Origin of the sequence: Pigmentiphaga aceris, from assembly GCF_008119665.1 — a bacterium.
In the GTDB taxonomy this organism is placed as follows: domain Bacteria; phylum Pseudomonadota; class Gammaproteobacteria; order Burkholderiales; family Burkholderiaceae_B; genus Pigmentiphaga; species Pigmentiphaga aceris.
This window is the reverse complement of sequence record NZ_CP043046.1, coordinates 5,725,016-5,741,111: the sequence shown is the minus strand read 5'-3', so window position 1 is coordinate 5,741,111 and position 16,096 is coordinate 5,725,016. Positions and strand designations below refer to the sequence as shown.

The 16,096-nt window shown below is 60.3% G+C and carries 14 protein-coding genes; 8 read left to right on the top strand and 6 right to left on the bottom strand.

Going from position 1 to position 16,096, the window contains the following annotated elements; genetic code table 11:
• Positions 1–15 precede the first annotated feature (15 nt).
• From FXN63_RS24680 to FXN63_RS24670, 3 genes are all read right to left on the bottom strand, one after another.
• A complete protein-coding gene (locus tag FXN63_RS24680) occupies positions 16–1,515 on the bottom strand; it encodes a M81 family metallopeptidase (RefSeq protein ID WP_148818156.1) in 1,500 nt (499 codons plus the stop codon).
• 134 nt (positions 1,516–1,649) lie between these two features.
• Positions 1,650–3,221 carry an ABC transporter substrate-binding protein gene (locus FXN63_RS24675; RefSeq protein ID WP_148818155.1) on the bottom strand — a complete coding sequence of 524 codons (1,572 nt, stop codon included), beginning with the start codon at positions 3,219–3,221 and terminating at the stop codon, positions 1,650–1,652.
• 109 nt (positions 3,222–3,330) lie between these two features.
• On the bottom strand, positions 3,331–3,819 hold the full coding sequence (locus FXN63_RS24670) for a MarR family winged helix-turn-helix transcriptional regulator (RefSeq protein WP_222863968.1): 489 nt from the start codon (positions 3,817–3,819) through the stop codon (positions 3,331–3,333).
• A 272-nt stretch (positions 3,820–4,091) separates the two neighbouring features.
• Here FXN63_RS24670 and FXN63_RS24665 point away from each other — a divergent pair, with 272 nt between their 5' ends.
• Entirely contained in the window at positions 4,092–4,448 is a 357-nt protein-coding gene (locus tag FXN63_RS24665) for an arsenate reductase (RefSeq protein ID WP_148818153.1), read from the top strand.
• A 51-nt stretch (positions 4,449–4,499) separates the two neighbouring features.
• Positions 4,500–4,811, top strand: a complete 312-nt coding sequence (locus tag FXN63_RS24660) for a helix-turn-helix domain-containing transcriptional regulator (RefSeq protein WP_148819798.1) — start codon at positions 4,500–4,502, stop codon at positions 4,809–4,811.
• Between the two features lie 173 nt (positions 4,812–4,984).
• On the opposite strand, the gene FXN63_RS24655 is transcribed toward FXN63_RS24660, so the two are convergent.
• Together FXN63_RS24655 and FXN63_RS24650 are read right to left on the bottom strand one after the other, a co-directional pair.
• Positions 4,985–5,575, bottom strand: a complete 591-nt coding sequence (locus tag FXN63_RS24655; RefSeq protein WP_148818152.1) for an RES family NAD+ phosphorylase — start codon at positions 5,573–5,575, stop codon at positions 4,985–4,987.
• 5 nt (positions 5,576–5,580) lie between these two features.
• The gene (locus FXN63_RS24650; RefSeq protein WP_148818151.1) at positions 5,581–6,045 is read right to left on the bottom strand and encodes a helix-turn-helix domain-containing protein; all 465 of its coding nucleotides are present in this window, start codon (positions 6,043–6,045) and stop codon (positions 5,581–5,583) included.
• A gap of 476 nt (positions 6,046–6,521) precedes the next feature.
• On the opposite strand from FXN63_RS24650, the gene FXN63_RS24645 reads away from it, so the two are divergent.
• The 3 genes from FXN63_RS24645 to FXN63_RS24635 all read left to right on the top strand — a co-directional run bounded on the left by FXN63_RS24645 (position 6,522) and on the right by FXN63_RS24635 (position 12,140).
• A complete protein-coding gene (locus FXN63_RS24645) occupies positions 6,522–10,454 on the top strand; it encodes a DUF3683 domain-containing protein (RefSeq protein WP_148818150.1) in 3,933 nt (1,310 codons plus the stop codon).
• Between the two features lie 116 nt (positions 10,455–10,570).
• Positions 10,571–10,885, top strand: coding sequence for a helix-turn-helix domain-containing protein (locus FXN63_RS24640; protein ID WP_148818149.1), 315 nt, complete (start codon positions 10,571–10,573; stop codon positions 10,883–10,885).
• Entirely contained in the window at positions 10,878–12,140 is a 1,263-nt protein-coding gene (locus FXN63_RS24635; protein WP_148818148.1) for a type II toxin-antitoxin system HipA family toxin, read from the top strand. Before FXN63_RS24640 ends, FXN63_RS24635 begins: the two co-directional genes overlap by 8 nt.
• Positions 12,141–12,255: 115 nt before the next feature.
• Here FXN63_RS24635 and FXN63_RS24630 read toward each other — a convergent pair whose 3' ends face one another.
• Entirely contained in the window at positions 12,256–13,125 is an 870-nt protein-coding gene (locus tag FXN63_RS24630; protein WP_148818147.1) for a hypothetical protein, read from the bottom strand.
• Between the two features lie 335 nt (positions 13,126–13,460).
• Here FXN63_RS24630 and FXN63_RS24625 point away from each other — a divergent pair, with 335 nt between their 5' ends.
• From FXN63_RS24625 to FXN63_RS24615, 3 genes are all read left to right on the top strand, one after another.
• Positions 13,461–13,676: a hypothetical protein gene (locus FXN63_RS24625; protein WP_148818146.1), complete on the top strand. Its 216-nt coding sequence runs from the start codon at positions 13,461–13,463 to the stop codon at positions 13,674–13,676.
• Between the two features lie 186 nt (positions 13,677–13,862).
• Positions 13,863–14,798, top strand: coding sequence for a sulfurtransferase (locus tag FXN63_RS24620; protein WP_148818145.1), 936 nt, complete (start codon positions 13,863–13,865; stop codon positions 14,796–14,798).
• Positions 14,783–16,024 carry a YeeE/YedE family protein gene (locus FXN63_RS24615; protein ID WP_187395026.1) on the top strand — a complete coding sequence of 414 codons (1,242 nt, stop codon included), beginning with the start codon at positions 14,783–14,785 and terminating at the stop codon, positions 16,022–16,024. The genes FXN63_RS24620 and FXN63_RS24615 overlap by 16 nt, the downstream gene beginning before the upstream one ends.
• Positions 16,025–16,096: the final 72 nt, after the last annotated feature.

Below are 16,096 nucleotides of genomic sequence, written 5' to 3'. Positions count from 1 at the left end.
CTTGGCGGGAACGGATCAGGGCTGCAAGGCCATGTCGGCAGGCAGACGGGTGAACGGCAGCTCAGAAGGATCGGCGGCCATCGGGCCGGGGGCTTTGGCGATCAGGATGCGATGCGCAATCGGTGTGAAGTCCGCACGGAAATGCACCGAGCTTTTGTTGACCAGCAGCTTCATCTGCTCGGGCTCGATGCCCACGAAGCGATACAGCTCGCGGTCCAGCATCTGGCTCTTGCCGGTGGATACGGCCACACGCACGCCCTCGATCTCCAGGCACGCGCTTTTGCCGACCTGCATCTTCACGCCGTGCATCATCGGGCCAAGAATGGTGACCGGGCCGTCGGCCAATGCCAATACCTTGAACTTGCCATGTACCGGCACGTCGCTGTGCTGGCCGCCCCAGGTGGGCACTTGAGTACCCAGGTCGATTTCGATCTCGGCACCTACACCAGCGGCATGAGCAGCGGCAGCAGCAGCGGCGTCGTGCATCAGACCCAGTGCAATCTGACCGGGGAAACGCTTGCCGGCGTCTTCGGCCAGCAGCGCGTGCAGCATGCCGGTGGTGTTGCTGTCGCCGCCTGCGCCAGGGTTGTCCTGCGTGTCAGCGATGACCACCGGGCGGTCGGCTTTTTCAGCCAGATTCAGCGCCAATTCCACGGCTTCGCGCGGTTCGAAGAAGTCCAGACGCCATTGCGAGCGCGGTTGGTCCACACGTGCGTACAGGGCTTCGACGGCTTCCAGGGCGGCGTCGCCGTATCCCCATACCACCGGGCCGCATTCGGGGAAGTCGGCCGCCGGGAAACCGGGGGCAAAGCTGAGCACCGTGCCGTAACGGGTGTCCAGATCGCGCAGGTAATCGTAGACGGACGCCGCAGGTTCGATCATGGTCGACTGCACGTTCAGCGGCAGCAGGAAGGGCAGGCGGCGCATATGGATCACTTCCCGCGAGCCACGTGCAATACGCCGCTTCAGCAGTTCGGCAGCCAGGCGACCGGTGTCGGCCATGTCCACATGCGGATACGTGCGATAGGCCACGATGGCGTCCGGGCCATCGAGCATGCCTTGGGTAACGTTGGCGTGCAGGTCCAGGCTGGCAACGATGGGGGTGGCGGGGCCGACGATGGCGCGCACCATGGCGATGACTTCGCCTTCCGGGTCGTCGATGTGTTCGGCAACGGCTGCGCCGTGCAGGTCCAGGTAGACCGCATCCACGCCAAGTTCCATGGCTGCCTTCAGGTCTTCGATCATCGGGCCGGTGATGCGCTCGAATGCGTCTTGCGTGACATGGGCCGAGGGAGCTGCGCCCGCCCAGACGGACGGCAGCAGCTTCCAGCCTTCTTCACGCGCAGCATCGATGAAACCGCCGATGGGCATGTTCTTGCCGCTGAAGCGCTCCACCATTTCCGCGCCGCGCACAAATGCCGGCATGGCTGCACCGCTGTTGAAGGCGGCCCAGTCGGCGGGGCTGGGGGCGAAGGTATTGGTCTCGTGCTGAAAACCTGCGATGAAGATGTTCATGGTGGTCTCGGGTGAATAGGGTCAGGCAAATAGACGTGCACGCCCCGGCCGCTGAGTGGCTGCCGGGGCGTGCGTCATTGTGCATCTTGCGTCTGGCTCAGGATGTCTGACTCAGTTCTTTTGGGTGCCAGGTCTTAGTTCTTCTTCAGATTCCAGAACACGATGGCGGGTCCGGGAACCAGGCCTGTGACCACATCCTTGCGCACTGCCACGATGGGCTTGTACTCGCCGATGGGCGCGAAGATCGCACCGTCATAGACTTGTTTCTGAAGCTGTGCAGCCAGCGATTTGCGTTCGGTATCGTCGGTGGCTTCCAGGAACTTGCCCTTCAGCGATTCCAGCTTCTCGTCGGTCGGCCAGCCGAACCAACCCTTGTCCGGGCCACCGCCGTTCATCGGCGCAAAGAACATCGGGTTCATGGTGTCGGCAATCTGCCAGCCGGTGATGAACGCATTCCAGCCACCCTGGCCGACCGGGTTCTTCGAGGCGCGGCGGGTGACCAGCGACGGCCAGTCCATGGATTGCATGTCGACCTTGAAGCCCGCTTGCTGCAGCAGCTGGCCCATGACCGGCGGGAATTTGTTGATCACCGCAAAGTCGGCCGGCCACATCAGCACGATCGGCGTGTTGTCGTAGCCCGCTTCTTTCAGCAGCGCCTTGGCCTTCTCGAACTGCGGCTTGCCGGTGAAGTAGGACGTGTCCTTTTCAATGCCGTAGGTAGACCCGCAGGGGTAGACCGAGGTGCAGGTGTTGTACAGCTCTTTGTGCACCAACTGCGCGCGCATCAGCGCTTCCTGGCTGACGGCCATGAAGGCGGCCTGCGCGATCTTCACGTTGTTGAAGGGCGGCACCAGGCGGTTCAGGTGAAGCGCGAACGAGCCCTTGGGCGGCACACTGAGCAGTTCGATCTTCGGGTTGGCTTTCAGCGGGGCGTATTGCTCGGCCGGCACCCACTCGATCATGTCGACTTCGCCGTTGGCAATGGCGTTGGCCATGGTTTGCGCGTCTTTCAGAATCACCCATTCCATGCGGTCGATGTAGACATGCTTGCCGCCAGCCGTGCCCGACGGCGTTTCGGTGCGCGGCACGTACTTGGCGTTCTTGGTGTAGACGATGCGTTCGCCGGGGCGGAATTCGTCTTTCTTGAACACATACGGGCCAGAGCCGGTGGTGTCGTCGATCTGTTTGTCGGCAGGCGTCTCGGCCACGCGCTTGGGCATGATGAAAGGCGGCATCGACGAGGGCTTGCTGAGCGCTTCCAGCACCATGCCGAAGGGGGTCTTGAAGGTCATGGTGAAGCTGTTGTCGTCAACGGCTTCGAACTTGTCGAGCGCGGCCATCATCTTCTGGCCCAGGCCGTCGCGCGTGCCCCAGCGCTTGATCGACTGGATCACGTCGGCAGACGTCACCGGCGCGCCGTCGTGGAAGGCCAGGCCGCTGCGCAGCTTGAAGGTCCACACTTTGCCATCAGAGCTCTTGGTGTAGGTATCGACCATTTGCGGCGACACTTTGCCGTCCACATCCACCCCGAACAAGGTGTCATACACCATGTAGCCGTGGTTGCGCGTGATGAACGCCGTGGTCCAGATCGGATCGAGAATCTTCAGATCCGCCTGCGGCACCATGCGCAGGACCTTGGGCGCATCCTGCGCGATACCGACGCTGGACATCGCGGCCAGTACGGCACCGGCCAGCCAGCATTTCATCGTTCGGGTGGAAAACCGGGTGGGAAACCGAGTTGGGAGCATTAGGCGACTTCTCCTGGGTGGGGGCACGCGGCGCTTCGCAAGGGCTGCGGCACGCCGAAGAACTGAATCAATCCTGGTCTTCCGTTCCGCTGGCAGCACGCTCGCGCTGCAACAGCAGACCGGCCGTTATCCGTTCCACGCACTGTTCGAACACGCAGCGTTCCTGTTCGCTCAGTACCGACATCATCTTGCCTTCGATCTCACGGCCGAGCACCTCGCAGCGATCCACGACACGCTTGCCATGTGCGGTCAGATGCAGCCGCACCTGACGCGCATCTTCCGTTCCGATCTTGCGTCGCAGCAAACCCCGCTTGACCAGCGCCGTCACCATCTTCGACGTCGAGGTCTTTTCCAGATAGCAGAGATTGGCGAGTCGTCCCTGTGCCAACCCAGGTTCCAGCGCAACGAACCGCAGCACGCGCAAGTCCTTCAGACTGACGCTGCACTCGCGCTCGTAGACCAGCGATGCATCGTGCTTGGCAATCGCTGTCAGCACATCCAGTCGGAACGTGACGTAGTTGATTGCAACGTCCCGAGCCCCTCCGTTCAATTCCATGCGGTCACGCACCATGTAGGTTCACTTTTCAATAGTTGCGTTTTTCAACTAACAGGACAAGCGGACCTACCCGTCTTTGCGGGGAAACCTTGATGGGGTTTTCAGGGAAAATCACGGTCGATGCACCACTCCGGTTCAATCGGCAACGGTTTCTCTAACACGGGGTGGTTCAATGCAAAGACTGTGCCATCGGGCAATGGTCCTGACGTGTGAAAGCCGCTGATCAGGCCTGATCGGACATGGCTTCAATATCTGATTCAAGGAGTGGGTTGATGGCGGACGTAAAGGTCTACGGGCTGAAAAACTGCGACACCTGCAAGAAGGCGCGCGCCTGGCTGGACAGCGCAGGCGTGGCACATGAATTCATCGACTATCGCGATCACCCGGTGCCTGCCGACACCTTGCGTGCCTGGGCGGATGAAGTAGGAGGCTGGGAGAAACTGGTGAATCGCGCTTCGACCACCTGGCGTGGCCTGGCGGAAGACCGCAAGCAGCCGGCAGATGCGGCGGCGTGGACGGCGTTGATTGCTGAATACCCCGCGTTGGTGCGCCGCCCGGTGCTGGTTCGGGCAGGGGGCGAGGTGAGTGTGGGGTTCAAGGAGGCGGTGTGGGGGCCGTGGTTTGCTTGATAAACCGATCTACGCAAATTCGTCTATAAACGAATTTTGCTAGGGCGGATGATGAAAAGCAGATCTCATGAAGAGGCGCTAGCCGAGCTGTATCGCGGCGATCCGGCCTTTGCGCTCGAGGTGCTCAACAGCATTCTGGCCGACGGCGACCAAGCGGAACTGCTGATCGCCTTGCGTCACATGACCGAGGCGTTCGGCGGTGTCCAGGCGGTCGCCGAGCAAGCGCAACTAAATCCCACACAGCTGTATCGCACCTTGTCGCCGCAGGGCAATCCTGGTCTCAGCAGCTTGGCGGCGATTCTGCGGGCTATGGGCTTGCGTCTCGCCGTGGAAGCGCTCCCAACTTCGCCAACGTCGGCGTAGCGCGCACAATTCGACTACTTGGTGTGGGCTTGGCGGAAGACTGCAAGCAGGCAGCAGACGCTGGTGCTTGGGCCGTGCTGATCGCCGAATACCCATGCTGGTGCGGGCAGGCGGCGAGTCAGTGTGGGATTTGCTGTAAGAAAGCGATCTGAGCGCCGTGGTTTGCCTGAAGCTCAAATGTCGCCGGTGTCGACAATGGGTACTTGGGAGCGATAAGCGGCATCTAAAACGTGGCGATGCAGTCGAGTCGTGCCCGGTTGAACCAACGGGATCTGGGCACCACGTCGCATCTTCGCTATACCGCTTTCAAATATGCAAATGCAGCGGTGCGTTGCATGCTGCGCAGAGGTAAACAGAATGCCGTCCAGGGCAGAGACGCGGTAGCGTCTCGCGAGGTCTTGCGTGACCGGATATCTTAGTGAATGCAGAGCGGGATATTTCTCTTCCTGCCCACGGAGGTCAGCGAGCCTTAACGCTTTAGCATTTGTGAATACTACAAGCTGGCGCTCTGTCAGCTGCAGTAGTGTGCAGGACGTGGCTTCGCGCCGGAAGACCGTTTCATACAGCGCCGTCGGTTCACTGTCGGCCAAATAGGCAGTAATGCCGTCCGGGAGGTCGAAACGCGCCGCCAATATACCCGCCGGCGGGAGAATGAAGCCGCGTTTTCGGACGCTGCCCGAGATCGCTTTGATTCGTTGAACACGAAACCACGTCGCACCTGCGGGCAGTTCGACTATGGGTGTTTCCTGCGGAAGGAAGTGCATAAAGGTTAGTGAGCATCAGCTGTCGCGAGCGCCACAATTCGATCTCCTGCCGTGCCCTGCTCTAGCGCTTGACGAGGTGTCTTACCGTCGAGCGCATTAAGCGGTGTCTCGAAAAAGCTGAGTAGACGCCAACCGTCCTGGGTATGTAGTGCCTTGGCGACTTGCGCAATCCAATCCCACACTTCAGGCTCAAATTGCCATCGCGGCAATTTGAGCCCGCGGCGGATGTGCGCAATACCAATGCAACGTCCAACTTTCGCCCAGGCATGAATGCTGACACGACTGACGCCTGCGAGTGCTGCGGCTTGGTCGCTGGTCAACATGTCGGCAGCATCAATTCGCTGTCTTCGGTACTCGGCCCCTTGTTTGAGTAAGGCTGCAGATTGCTGCGGGGATGCGTATGGATCGCTATCGCCGCGGGAATCGAATGTGTCACGAAACATGGTTTGAGAGAGGATTTGTGTACTCATCGCTGTCTGCTCTCAAGGCGCATTTCGCGCGTCAACCTTAGAAGCGCCAAAGAATTGTCGATGCTGTGAGCGTAGCTGCCATGCACGCGTTTTTATTGGATACCGAGAACGATCCCTCGCTTTCGAGCTTGCGGGTCCCTTGGGTTCCGGACTGATAGCCTGCGGCTCACAATCGCTAAAAATGCTGCAACCACGAAGTACTTCCAAGGCGTAATCGAGGTAGGAGCGACGCATCTCCTCCTCGATACTGATGGGTACTGATCTCAAGGCCTGCGTATTCATGGCGGGTCCGTTTTTAAAGTCTGAAGTGAATTATATGCTTTTCGTTAAGTTCGTAAAGTTGGTAATGTGATTGGATGCGTCAAATGCACTTAAGTGTGGTTCATGGTGCAACGCTGCCGACGTGATCCCGCCGGGTTTACCCGCGTTTCAGCATCCGCCAGCTAGAATGTCCGCCCTGAGCGAAGGTCCCAGACATGAACGCGCCGCTGCTTCCTACTGCATTTATCCCCCCGCAAGCGGCTTCCCGCCTGCGCGAAATCCCCTACAACTACACCTCGTTCTCCGACCGCGAGATCGTGTTGCGCCTGCTTGGGCCCGACGCCTGGTCGATGCTGGACGAGTTGCGATCCGAGCGCCGTACCGGCCGATCGGCGCGTATGTTGTACGAAGTGCTGGGTGATATCTGGGTGGTGCGGCGCAATCCGTACTTGCAGGATGACCTGCTGGACAACCCGAAGCGCCGCGCCCAGCTGGTGGAAGCGCTGAACCACCGCCTGCGCGAAGTCGAGCGTCGCCGTGACGCCAGCGACACGCTGCGCGACGGCAAGGTAGCCAGCCTGCTGGAACTGGCACGTGGCGCGGTGTCTGCGTTTGAGCGCGAATTCGCATCCACCTACGACTTGCGCAAGCAGACGCGCAAGCTGCTGGGCCGCATCACGGCTGCCGACAACATCAAGTTCGATGGCTTGTCGCGCGTATCGCACGTGACCGACGCAACCGACTGGCGCGTGGAATATCCCTTCGTGGTGCTGACGCCGGACCACGAAGAGGAAATGGCCGCGCTGGTCCGTTCCTGTATTGAGTTGGGCCTCACCATCATTCCGCGTGGGGGCGGCACGGGCTATACGGGCGGCGCGATTCCGCTGACCTGGAAGTCGGTGGTCATCAACACCGAGAAGCTGGAAACCATCGGCGCGGTCGAACAGACCGTGTTGCCGGGCTTGACCGAGGTCAGCGCGTCGATCTTCACCGGCGCTGGCGTGGTCACCAAGCGCGTGTCCGATGCGGCCGAGAAAGCCGGTTTTGTGTTCGCGGTTGACCCGACTTCTGCGGAAGCGTCCTGTGTGGGCGGCAACGTTGCCGTGAACGCCGGCGGCAAGAAGGCCGTGCTGTGGGGCACCGCGCTGGACAATCTGGCCTGGTGGCGCATGGTCGATCCGCAGGGCGACTGGCTGGAAGTCACGCGTCTGGATCACAACCTGGGCAAGATCCACGACGTGGAGATGGCGCGCTTCGAACTGAAGTGGTTCGACGGCAAGCAAGCCCCAGGCGTTGCGCTGCTGCGCAGCGAAACTCTGCAGATCGAAGGCAAGCGTTTCCGCAAGGAAGGGCTGGGCAAGGACGTGACCGACAAGTTCCTGGCCGGTTTGCCAGGCGTGCAGAAGGAAGGTACCGACGGGTTGATCACGTCGGCGCGCTGGATTCTGCACCGCATGCCCAAGCACACACGCACGGTCTGTATGGAGTTCTTCGGGCAGGCGCGCGACGCCATCCCGTCGATTGTCGAGGTCAAGGCGTACCTGGACGGCGAAGGTCGTGCACGCGGCGCGACCCTGGCGGGCCTGGAACACTTGGACGAGCGGTATCTGCGCGCGGTGGGCTATGCCACCAAGAGCAAGCGCGGTGTGCTGCCCAAGATGGTGCTGATCGGTGACATCGTGGGTGACGACGAAAACGCGGTGGCGGTTGCCGCCAGCGAAGTCGTGCGCCTGGCCAACACGCGCCACGGTGAAGGCTTCACGGCGGTCAGCGCCGAGGCCCGCAAGAAGTTCTGGCTGGATCGCTCGCGCACGGCGGCGATTGCGCGCCACACCAACGCCTTCAAGATCAATGAAGATGTGGTGATCCCGCTCAATCGCATGGGCGAATACACCGACCATATCGAACGCATCAACATCGAGCTGTCCACCGTCAACAAGCTGAAGCTGGTCGAAAAGCTGCAGGCCTTCTTCGACGGCGAACTGCCGGTCGGCAAGAGCGACGACGGTGACGGCGCGCGCCTGTCGCGTGAAGAACTGTTGGGTGATCGCGGTGCACAGGCGCTGGAGCTGCTGAGCCAGGTTGGCGCACGCTGGCGCTGGATGCTGGAACATCTGGACCTGCCGCTTGCCGAGGCACTGTCGTCGATTGAACTGCACGGCCTGGATGCCTTGCTGCCGGCCTTGCGCCAGCGCCTGATGATCCAGCCCGACGCACGTCTGTTTGACGTGATGCAGGACCGCACCATTCGCATTTCCTGGCGCACGGAAATCCGCGCGCATCTGCAACGCTTGTTTGCGGGTGCGGCGCTGGCCTGTGTGGTGGAAGAGGCGCAGGCCATCCACGACAAGGTGTTGAAGGGCCGTGTGTTCGTGGCGCTGCACATGCATGCGGGTGATGGCAATGTGCACACCAACATCCCGGTCAATTCCGACGACTACGAGATGCTGCAAGAGGCCAACGAGGCCGTCGTGCGCATCATGCAGATTGCGCGTGATTTGAATGGCGTGATCTCGGGTGAGCACGGCATTGGCATCACCAAGTATGAATTCCTGACCGACGCCGAACTGAAGCCCTTCCAGGACTACAAGCGCCGCGTCGATCCGGAGAACCGCTTCAATGCCGGCAAGCTGATGCCGGGCGGTGACCTGCGTCATGCCTATACGCCCAGCTTCGGACTGATGGGCCATGAGTCGCTGATCATGCAGCAGAGCGACATCGGTGCGATTTCGCATGCGGTGAAGGACTGCCTGCGTTGCGGCAAGTGCAAGCCGGTCTGTGCCACCCACGTGCCGCGAGCCAACTTGCTTTACTCGCCGCGCAACAAGATTCTGGCAACGTCCTTGCTGGTGGAAGCCTTCCTGTACGAGGAGCAGACGCGTCGCGGCATCAGCATCAAGCATTGGGAAGAATTCGAAGACGTGGCCGACCACTGTACGGTCTGCCACAAATGCGCCACGCCCTGTCCGGTGGATATCGACTTCGGCGACGTGTCGATGAACATGCGCGCCTTGCTGCGCCGCATGGGCAAGAAGTCCTTCAATCCGGGTACCTCGGCCGCGATGTTCTTCCTGAACGCCAAGGACCCGCGCACCATCAACGCCACGCGTACCGCGATGGTGGAAGTCGGCTACAAGGCGCAACGCTTCGCGCACGACATGCTGGGCAAGTTTGCGAAGAAGCAGACCGCACTGCCGCCGGCTACCGTGGGCAAAGCGCCGATCCGCGAGCAGGTCGTGCACTTCGTGAACAAGAAGATGCCCGGCAGCCTGCCCAAGCAGACCGCGCGCAAGTTGCTGGACATCGAAGACAACAAGTACGTGCCGATCATTCGTGATCCGAAGGCAACGTCGGCCGAGTCGGAAGCGGTGTTCTACTTCCCGGGTTGCGGATCAGAGCGCCTGTTCTCGCAGGTAGGCTTGGCCACCCAGGCCATGCTGTGGCACGTGGGTGTGCAGACGGTGCTGCCGCCGGGTTACCTGTGCTGTGGGTATCCGCAGCGCGGCAATGGCATGGAAGACAAGGCCGAGAAGATCATCACGGATAACCGTGTGCTGTTCCACCGCATGGCCAACACGCTGAACTATCTGGACATCAAGACGGTGGTGGTCAGCTGTGGCACCTGTTATGACCAGCTGGCGGGTTATGAATTCGACAAGATCTTCCCCGGCTGCCGCCTGATCGACATTCACGAATACCTGCTGGAAAAGGGCGTGAAGCTGGAAGGTGTGACGGGTACGCGCTACATGTACCACGACCCCTGCCACACGCCGATGAAGCTGCAGGAGCCGATGAAGACGGTGCGCGCACTAGTCGGCCCGGAAGTGGAAAAGAGCGAGCGTTGCTGCGGTGAGTCGGGCACGCTGGCGGTATCGCGCCCCGACATTTCCACGCAGATTCGTTTCCGCAAGGAAATCGAGATCACCAAGGGTGCGGAAAAGCTGCGCGCCGATGGCTTCACGGGTGACGTGAAGATCCTGACGTCGTGCCCGTCGTGCATGCAGGGCTTGAAGCGCTACAACGACGACGCCTCGGTGGATGCCGACTACATCGTGGTGGAAATCGCCAAGCACCTGCTGGGCGATACGTGGATGGAAAGCTACGTTAAGCGCGCCAACGAAGGCGGGATCGAGCGCGTGTTGGTTTGATTCGTGTCGGCACCTGGATCAATGTCCGCAAGTATGTTGCGGACATTGATCCGAACAGTGTTTAAGTCCAAAATATGGTGAATTAAGTCCAGAAAAGGCACTTAAGCCCCAAAATTATGGATTTACTTTTCACCAAGCCGGATGAACTCGTCAAGCTTCTTTGCGAGCGACTTCGCAAAGAACGACTTGCTCGACAGATGACCCAAGCGGATGTTGCCGGCCGCGCAGGCATCGGCGTGAATACGCTGTCCAATCTGGAGGCGGGTCGAAACACGACATTCGAGAGCGTGATTCGTGTCGCCATGGTGTTGGGACGACGGCAAGAATTGGAACAACTCTTCATGCCTCAGCTGGATAGCCTGGATGACATCTTGCGCTACGAGGACAGTGCAACACGCCGGCGCACGAAGAGAAAGGCCAGCGATGTCTAGACAGATCGACGTCTACTATGACGGTTGGGGCGCGCACTGGCGTTGGGGCACGCTGGTGTCATCGACCGCGCTGACTGGTCGGCCGCTGATCGTCTTCGAATACAGCGACGAAGCGTTGGCCAAAGGGTTTGAACTGTCGGCCTACCAGCTTCCGCTGCATGGCTCCAAGCTTCGCAAGGATTTTCCCGCACATCAACTCGGGTTGCCTGGTCCGGTTTACGATGCGTTGCCCGATGGCTGGGGAATGTTGCTGATGGATCGGCTTTTCAAGCGTCGGCAGATCAATCCTGCGCGGGTTGGACCGTTGGAGCGTCTTACCTACATTGGCGCCAGCGCCATGGGCGCGCTGTCCTTTGCGCCTGCTGCCCCGGACGCAGCCGGGTTGCAAGACGACATTCCATTGCACAAACTTGCTGCAGAGGTGCAGGACGTACTGCACGGCACCGGAGGCGAATTCCTGGCTGGTTTGCTGCAACTTGGCGGTTCTCCGCACGGGGCCCGACCCAAAGCACTGCTTTACCGAGACGCAGTCAGTGATGAATTCAGCACGGTCGAGACGCCGAACTCGGAAGCTTGGCTGATCAAATTTCCGGGCCAGGGAGAGCACGCTGAAGTGTGTGCGATTGAAGCCGCCTATGCCGAATGTCTACGTGCATGCGGGATCACGACGCCGGATACGGCTTACTTCGAGCTTCCTGGGGGGCATGCGGCCTTTGCCACCAAACGGTTTGATCGACAGGCTGGCATGCGCGTACCGATGCAAAGTCTCGCTGCGTTCACAGGTGCAGATTTCCGCGTGCCGGGTACGCTGGATTACGTCAATTTTCTGCGTGCAACGCAATTGTGTACCAACGACGTTCGAGAGCGCGCGCTGGCGTTCCAACGCGCCGTTTTCAACGTTGTGTTCAACAACCGGGATGATCACCCCAAGAACTTTGCATATCTGATGTCCGCGACCGGTGATTGGATATTGGCTCCAGCCTATGACGTGACGTTTTGCGAAGGGCCGGGGGGATACCACCAGATGGACGTGCTGGGTGAGGCATTGGAGATTTCCCGTGGAAGCCTGCTCAAGTTGGGGGAGCAAGAGGCAGGCTTGTCAGGCCATGCTGCAGGCGACATCATCGACCAGATCTGCGGGGTAGCCAGCACGTTCAAGACAACCGCCCAGCGCGGGTTTCCGGGGCAAATCAGGCCGGATACCTTGTCCCATATCCAGGGCAGAATTGACGAAAATATTCGTCGTCTTCGTTGAAAGCCCGCGGGAAGTCTGCTGTCGCACTGACTTTCCCGCGCTCTCATAGTGCAGATTTTTCGTTGTCGACCTTGCTCTCCGTTGGCCGTATTGACGCGTTTGAGAGACGCCCGTGTCAGTGGTACCTGACCCGGCTATGGGTCTCGGCCAGCACCTGACCCGCTTGCATGGAGATGCGTTCAGCCAGGTCCAGGCAGGGTTCGATGACATCGCTGCTGGCGAAGATGGCAGTGGTGATGGCTGAGCCGGTGCGTTCGATGTCCTGTTCGACTTCGATGCGGTACTTGTAGTGTGGATGCATGATCGGCACGACCGTCCATATCGACACAAGCTGGCCGGTTGGCAGCGTTTTCACGAAGTAGCGGGCCTTTTCGGCATCGGCGCCGAGCAAATCGGTTACCTCGACCGCCTTGTTGATGTTCTCAGCGGTTTTCCGTTTGACGGCCAGCCACGCGGCCTGGCGCTCGGGGGCTGTGGTCAGCGCAGGTTTGCGTATCTGGTGGATGTCGTACAGGCTGCGCATGGGCTTGCCCGGGTCCTGTTGCGTCTTGGGCAATTTTCCTGCGCGGGTTTCTGCGGCAATCTGCGCCCCCAGTTTGTCTTCCTGCCACAGCACCGCTGCATTGACGTCTTGCGGCAATCGCGGACAGATCGGGTCTTTGCTGGCAAGCAGCTTGGCCTGCTGATCCCGAATGGCGCGCTTTTGCGGCACGTACAACACCACTTTTTTCTGCTCTCCCAGATTCAGCGTGACCCGGCGTGCCGATTCGGGTGTTTTATGGCTGTGGCTGACGACCACATTGTCACTGGGGAAGAACAGATGCTTGTCACTGCCCATGGCAAGCAGGATGTTGGTGTCCATGACTTGTGGCGACACAGGCGCAATCGTCCACGCCGACGCCTGTTCATCGCGCTGGTTGGCAACTGGCGAAGCGTAAATCCAGCTTATCAACATCGTGATCAGAGCAATGATGAACAACAGCATTTATCGGTAATCCAGGATGCTGGTTTAACCTCATGATAATGCTGTCATGGCGGGGGTGGCGCAGGTTTCGCGGGTTTGTCTGGTTAGTCGTAATTAATGAAATTAATTACTGAAATAAATTGATGAAATAGCGCAAGATAGATTCAATTTCCGTTGGGCGGATTGAGTATATTTTTGGATTTTTCGGTTATAGACTGATCGAAACTATTTTCGCAGTTGGACACCCGTCAATCGGCAATGTCGTGGCACCCGTACCCACACGCGCACCCTCGTCACCCAGCACGCGCAAACAGCAGATGGATATATCGATCTGTCTGATTGCAGGCGTGTTGTGGTTGACGTTGATTGGCGTCATGGGCACCGCAGGTCTTATGTACATGGGTGCCAAGAAAGATCCGCATTTCACGCGGAAAATGCAGATGCGCGTGGTGCTTGCCGAATGTCTGCGGGCAAAGAGCAATCCGGCGGCCGGCGTGCCGCGCGCGGAAATTGCGGAACGCTGTAGCAGGCTGGTGCAGGGGATTCAACAGCGCGTCGGGGCGGTGCATTAAGTAGCTGGGCAGGTTGCGATCAACCCCTGCGATGCTTGTTGTGGCTTGTTGTGGCTTGTTAGACGGCCCCTGTTCAAGCGCTGACAACCAGCTGAATTCGTCATGTAGATATGGCGAACGATTCGTTCGTGGCGTGATGGTGTTTGGCTAATGTGGGTATCCACACATCCCGTCACGGAGATTCCCATGTCGCTTCGGTCTGCCCTGGCCGGGGTGCTGCTTGCTGCCACCTCGCTTGCCGCCACCTCGTTCGCTGTTCCCGCTTTTGCTCAAAGTTCGCACCTGGTCAGCACGCAATGGCTGGCTGAAAATCTGTCGAATCCGAAAGTCCGGGTCATCGAAGTCAGCGTGAATCCCGGTCTGTACGAACGTGGCCACCTGCCCGGCGCGGCCAATCTGCGTTGGCACACCGACCTGGTGGACACCGTCGAACGCGACATCGCCAAGCCCGAGCAATTCCAGAAGCTGCTGCGCAATGCCGGCGTGAATCAGGACACCGTCACCGTGCTGTACGGCGACAACAACAACTGGTTCGCGGCCTGGGGTGCGTGGGTCTTCGATATCTACGGTATTGAAAACGTGAAGCTCCTCGATGGCGGTCGCAAGAAATGGGAAGCCGAAGGCCGGGCACTGGCCACCGCAGCGGTTACCCCAGCGCAGGGCAGTGTGACGGTCAAACCGGCCAATGCCGCGTTGCGCGCACGCTTGGCTGACGTGGTGGCAGCGGCTCGCAAGGAAAGCAATGTGGCCTTGGTCGACATCCGCTCGGCCGACGAATACAGCGGCAAGGTCATCGCGCCCAATGGTGTGCAGGAATTGTCGATTCGCGCCGGTCACGTACCGGGTGCGATCAACGTGCCGTGGGGTCGTCTGGTGGCAGAAGACGGCACCTTCAAGCCGGTCGAGGAATTGCGCGCCTTGTATGCCGCCGTGGGCATCGACGGCAGCAAGGAAATCATCACTTACTGCCGCATTGGCGAGCGGTCCAGCCACTCGTGGTTCGCACTCAGCAAACTGCTGGGCTACAAGGTGCGCAACTATGACGGTTCCTGGACCGAATACGGCAACAGCGTAGGCGTGCCGATTGCCAACCCGGCCGGAACGGTATGGGGCAAGGTCTGAGCGGCAGACAGGTAACGGGTGCCACATTGGTGGCTCCCAGCTCCGCACCGACGCCTGCCTTGGCCTTGTCCACCTTGATCGCCGCAGCCCTGGCTGCGATGGCATGGTGGCTCGCCGCGCGCCCCGATGACGGGCGCGCGTTGGCGTTCTCAGTGGTGGCAGGTGCGCTCTTCGGATTGGTGCTGCAACGCTCGCGCTTTTGTTTCTACTGCAATGCCCGCGACTTTCTGGAGCGACGCGATGCACGGGGATTGATCGGCATCGTCGTGGCCTTGATCGTAGGCACGATCGGTTATCACGCCGTGTTCGGTGCTTTTCTGCCGATCGCGCGTGCGCCTGGTCTGCCACCAGGCGCGCACATCGGACCGGTCAGCTGGGTGCTTGCTGCGGGTGCGCTGGCTTTCGGGCTGGGCACGGCGCTAAGCGGGTCTTGTATCAGCGCTCATCTGTACCGACTGGGCGAGGGCGCAGTTGGATCGGTGTTTGCGCTGCTGGGGGCCGTGGCGGGTTTCGCGTTGGGCTTTGCGTCGTGGAACACCTTGTACCTGTCGACCATCCAAGCCGCGCCGGTGGTGTGGCTGCCGCACTTTCTGGGATACGGTGGGTCTTTGTTGGTGCAAGTAGGGCTGCTGGTCAGTGCCGTGGCGTGGTTGCTTCGACATCATCGCAGGCAGGCTGATCAGACAGGGGCTGAGCTTGCTGGTTTGAACCAAGTCCCTCGACTTGGCGCGCTGCTGTTTGGCGCGCGCTGGCCGTCCTATGTTGGTGGCCTGCTGGTGGCGGCGATTGGCGTGGTGGCCTACTTTCGCGTGGCACCGTTGGGCGTTACCGCCGAACTGGGAAGCCTGGCGCGCACCGCTGCGGCAAGCCAGGGCTGGTTGCCGGATCGCCTGGAAGGGCTGGACAGTTTTGCGGGCTGCGCCACCGTGGTGAAGGACGCGCTGCTGTCACGCAACGGTGTGTTTGTCATCGGCCTGGTGCTGGCATCTTTTGCATCAGCCTTGATCGCGGGCGATTTCCGACCCAAATGGCCAAGTGCATCCGAATCGTTGCGTGCGCTGGGCGGCGGCCTGCTGATGGGCTGGGGGGCCATGGTGGCGCTGGGCTGCACCGTGGGCACCTTGCTGTCCGGCATCATGGCCGGTGCAGTGTCCGGGTGGGTGTTTGCAGTGGTGGGCGGACTGGGGCTGGTGGCCGGGTGGTGGGTGCGGCGGCGTTTCAGCTAGTGGTTCGCATCTGCTTCGGCAACTGGGCGATATCGGTGTGACTTTGCCGACATGACCGCACCAATAAGCTGG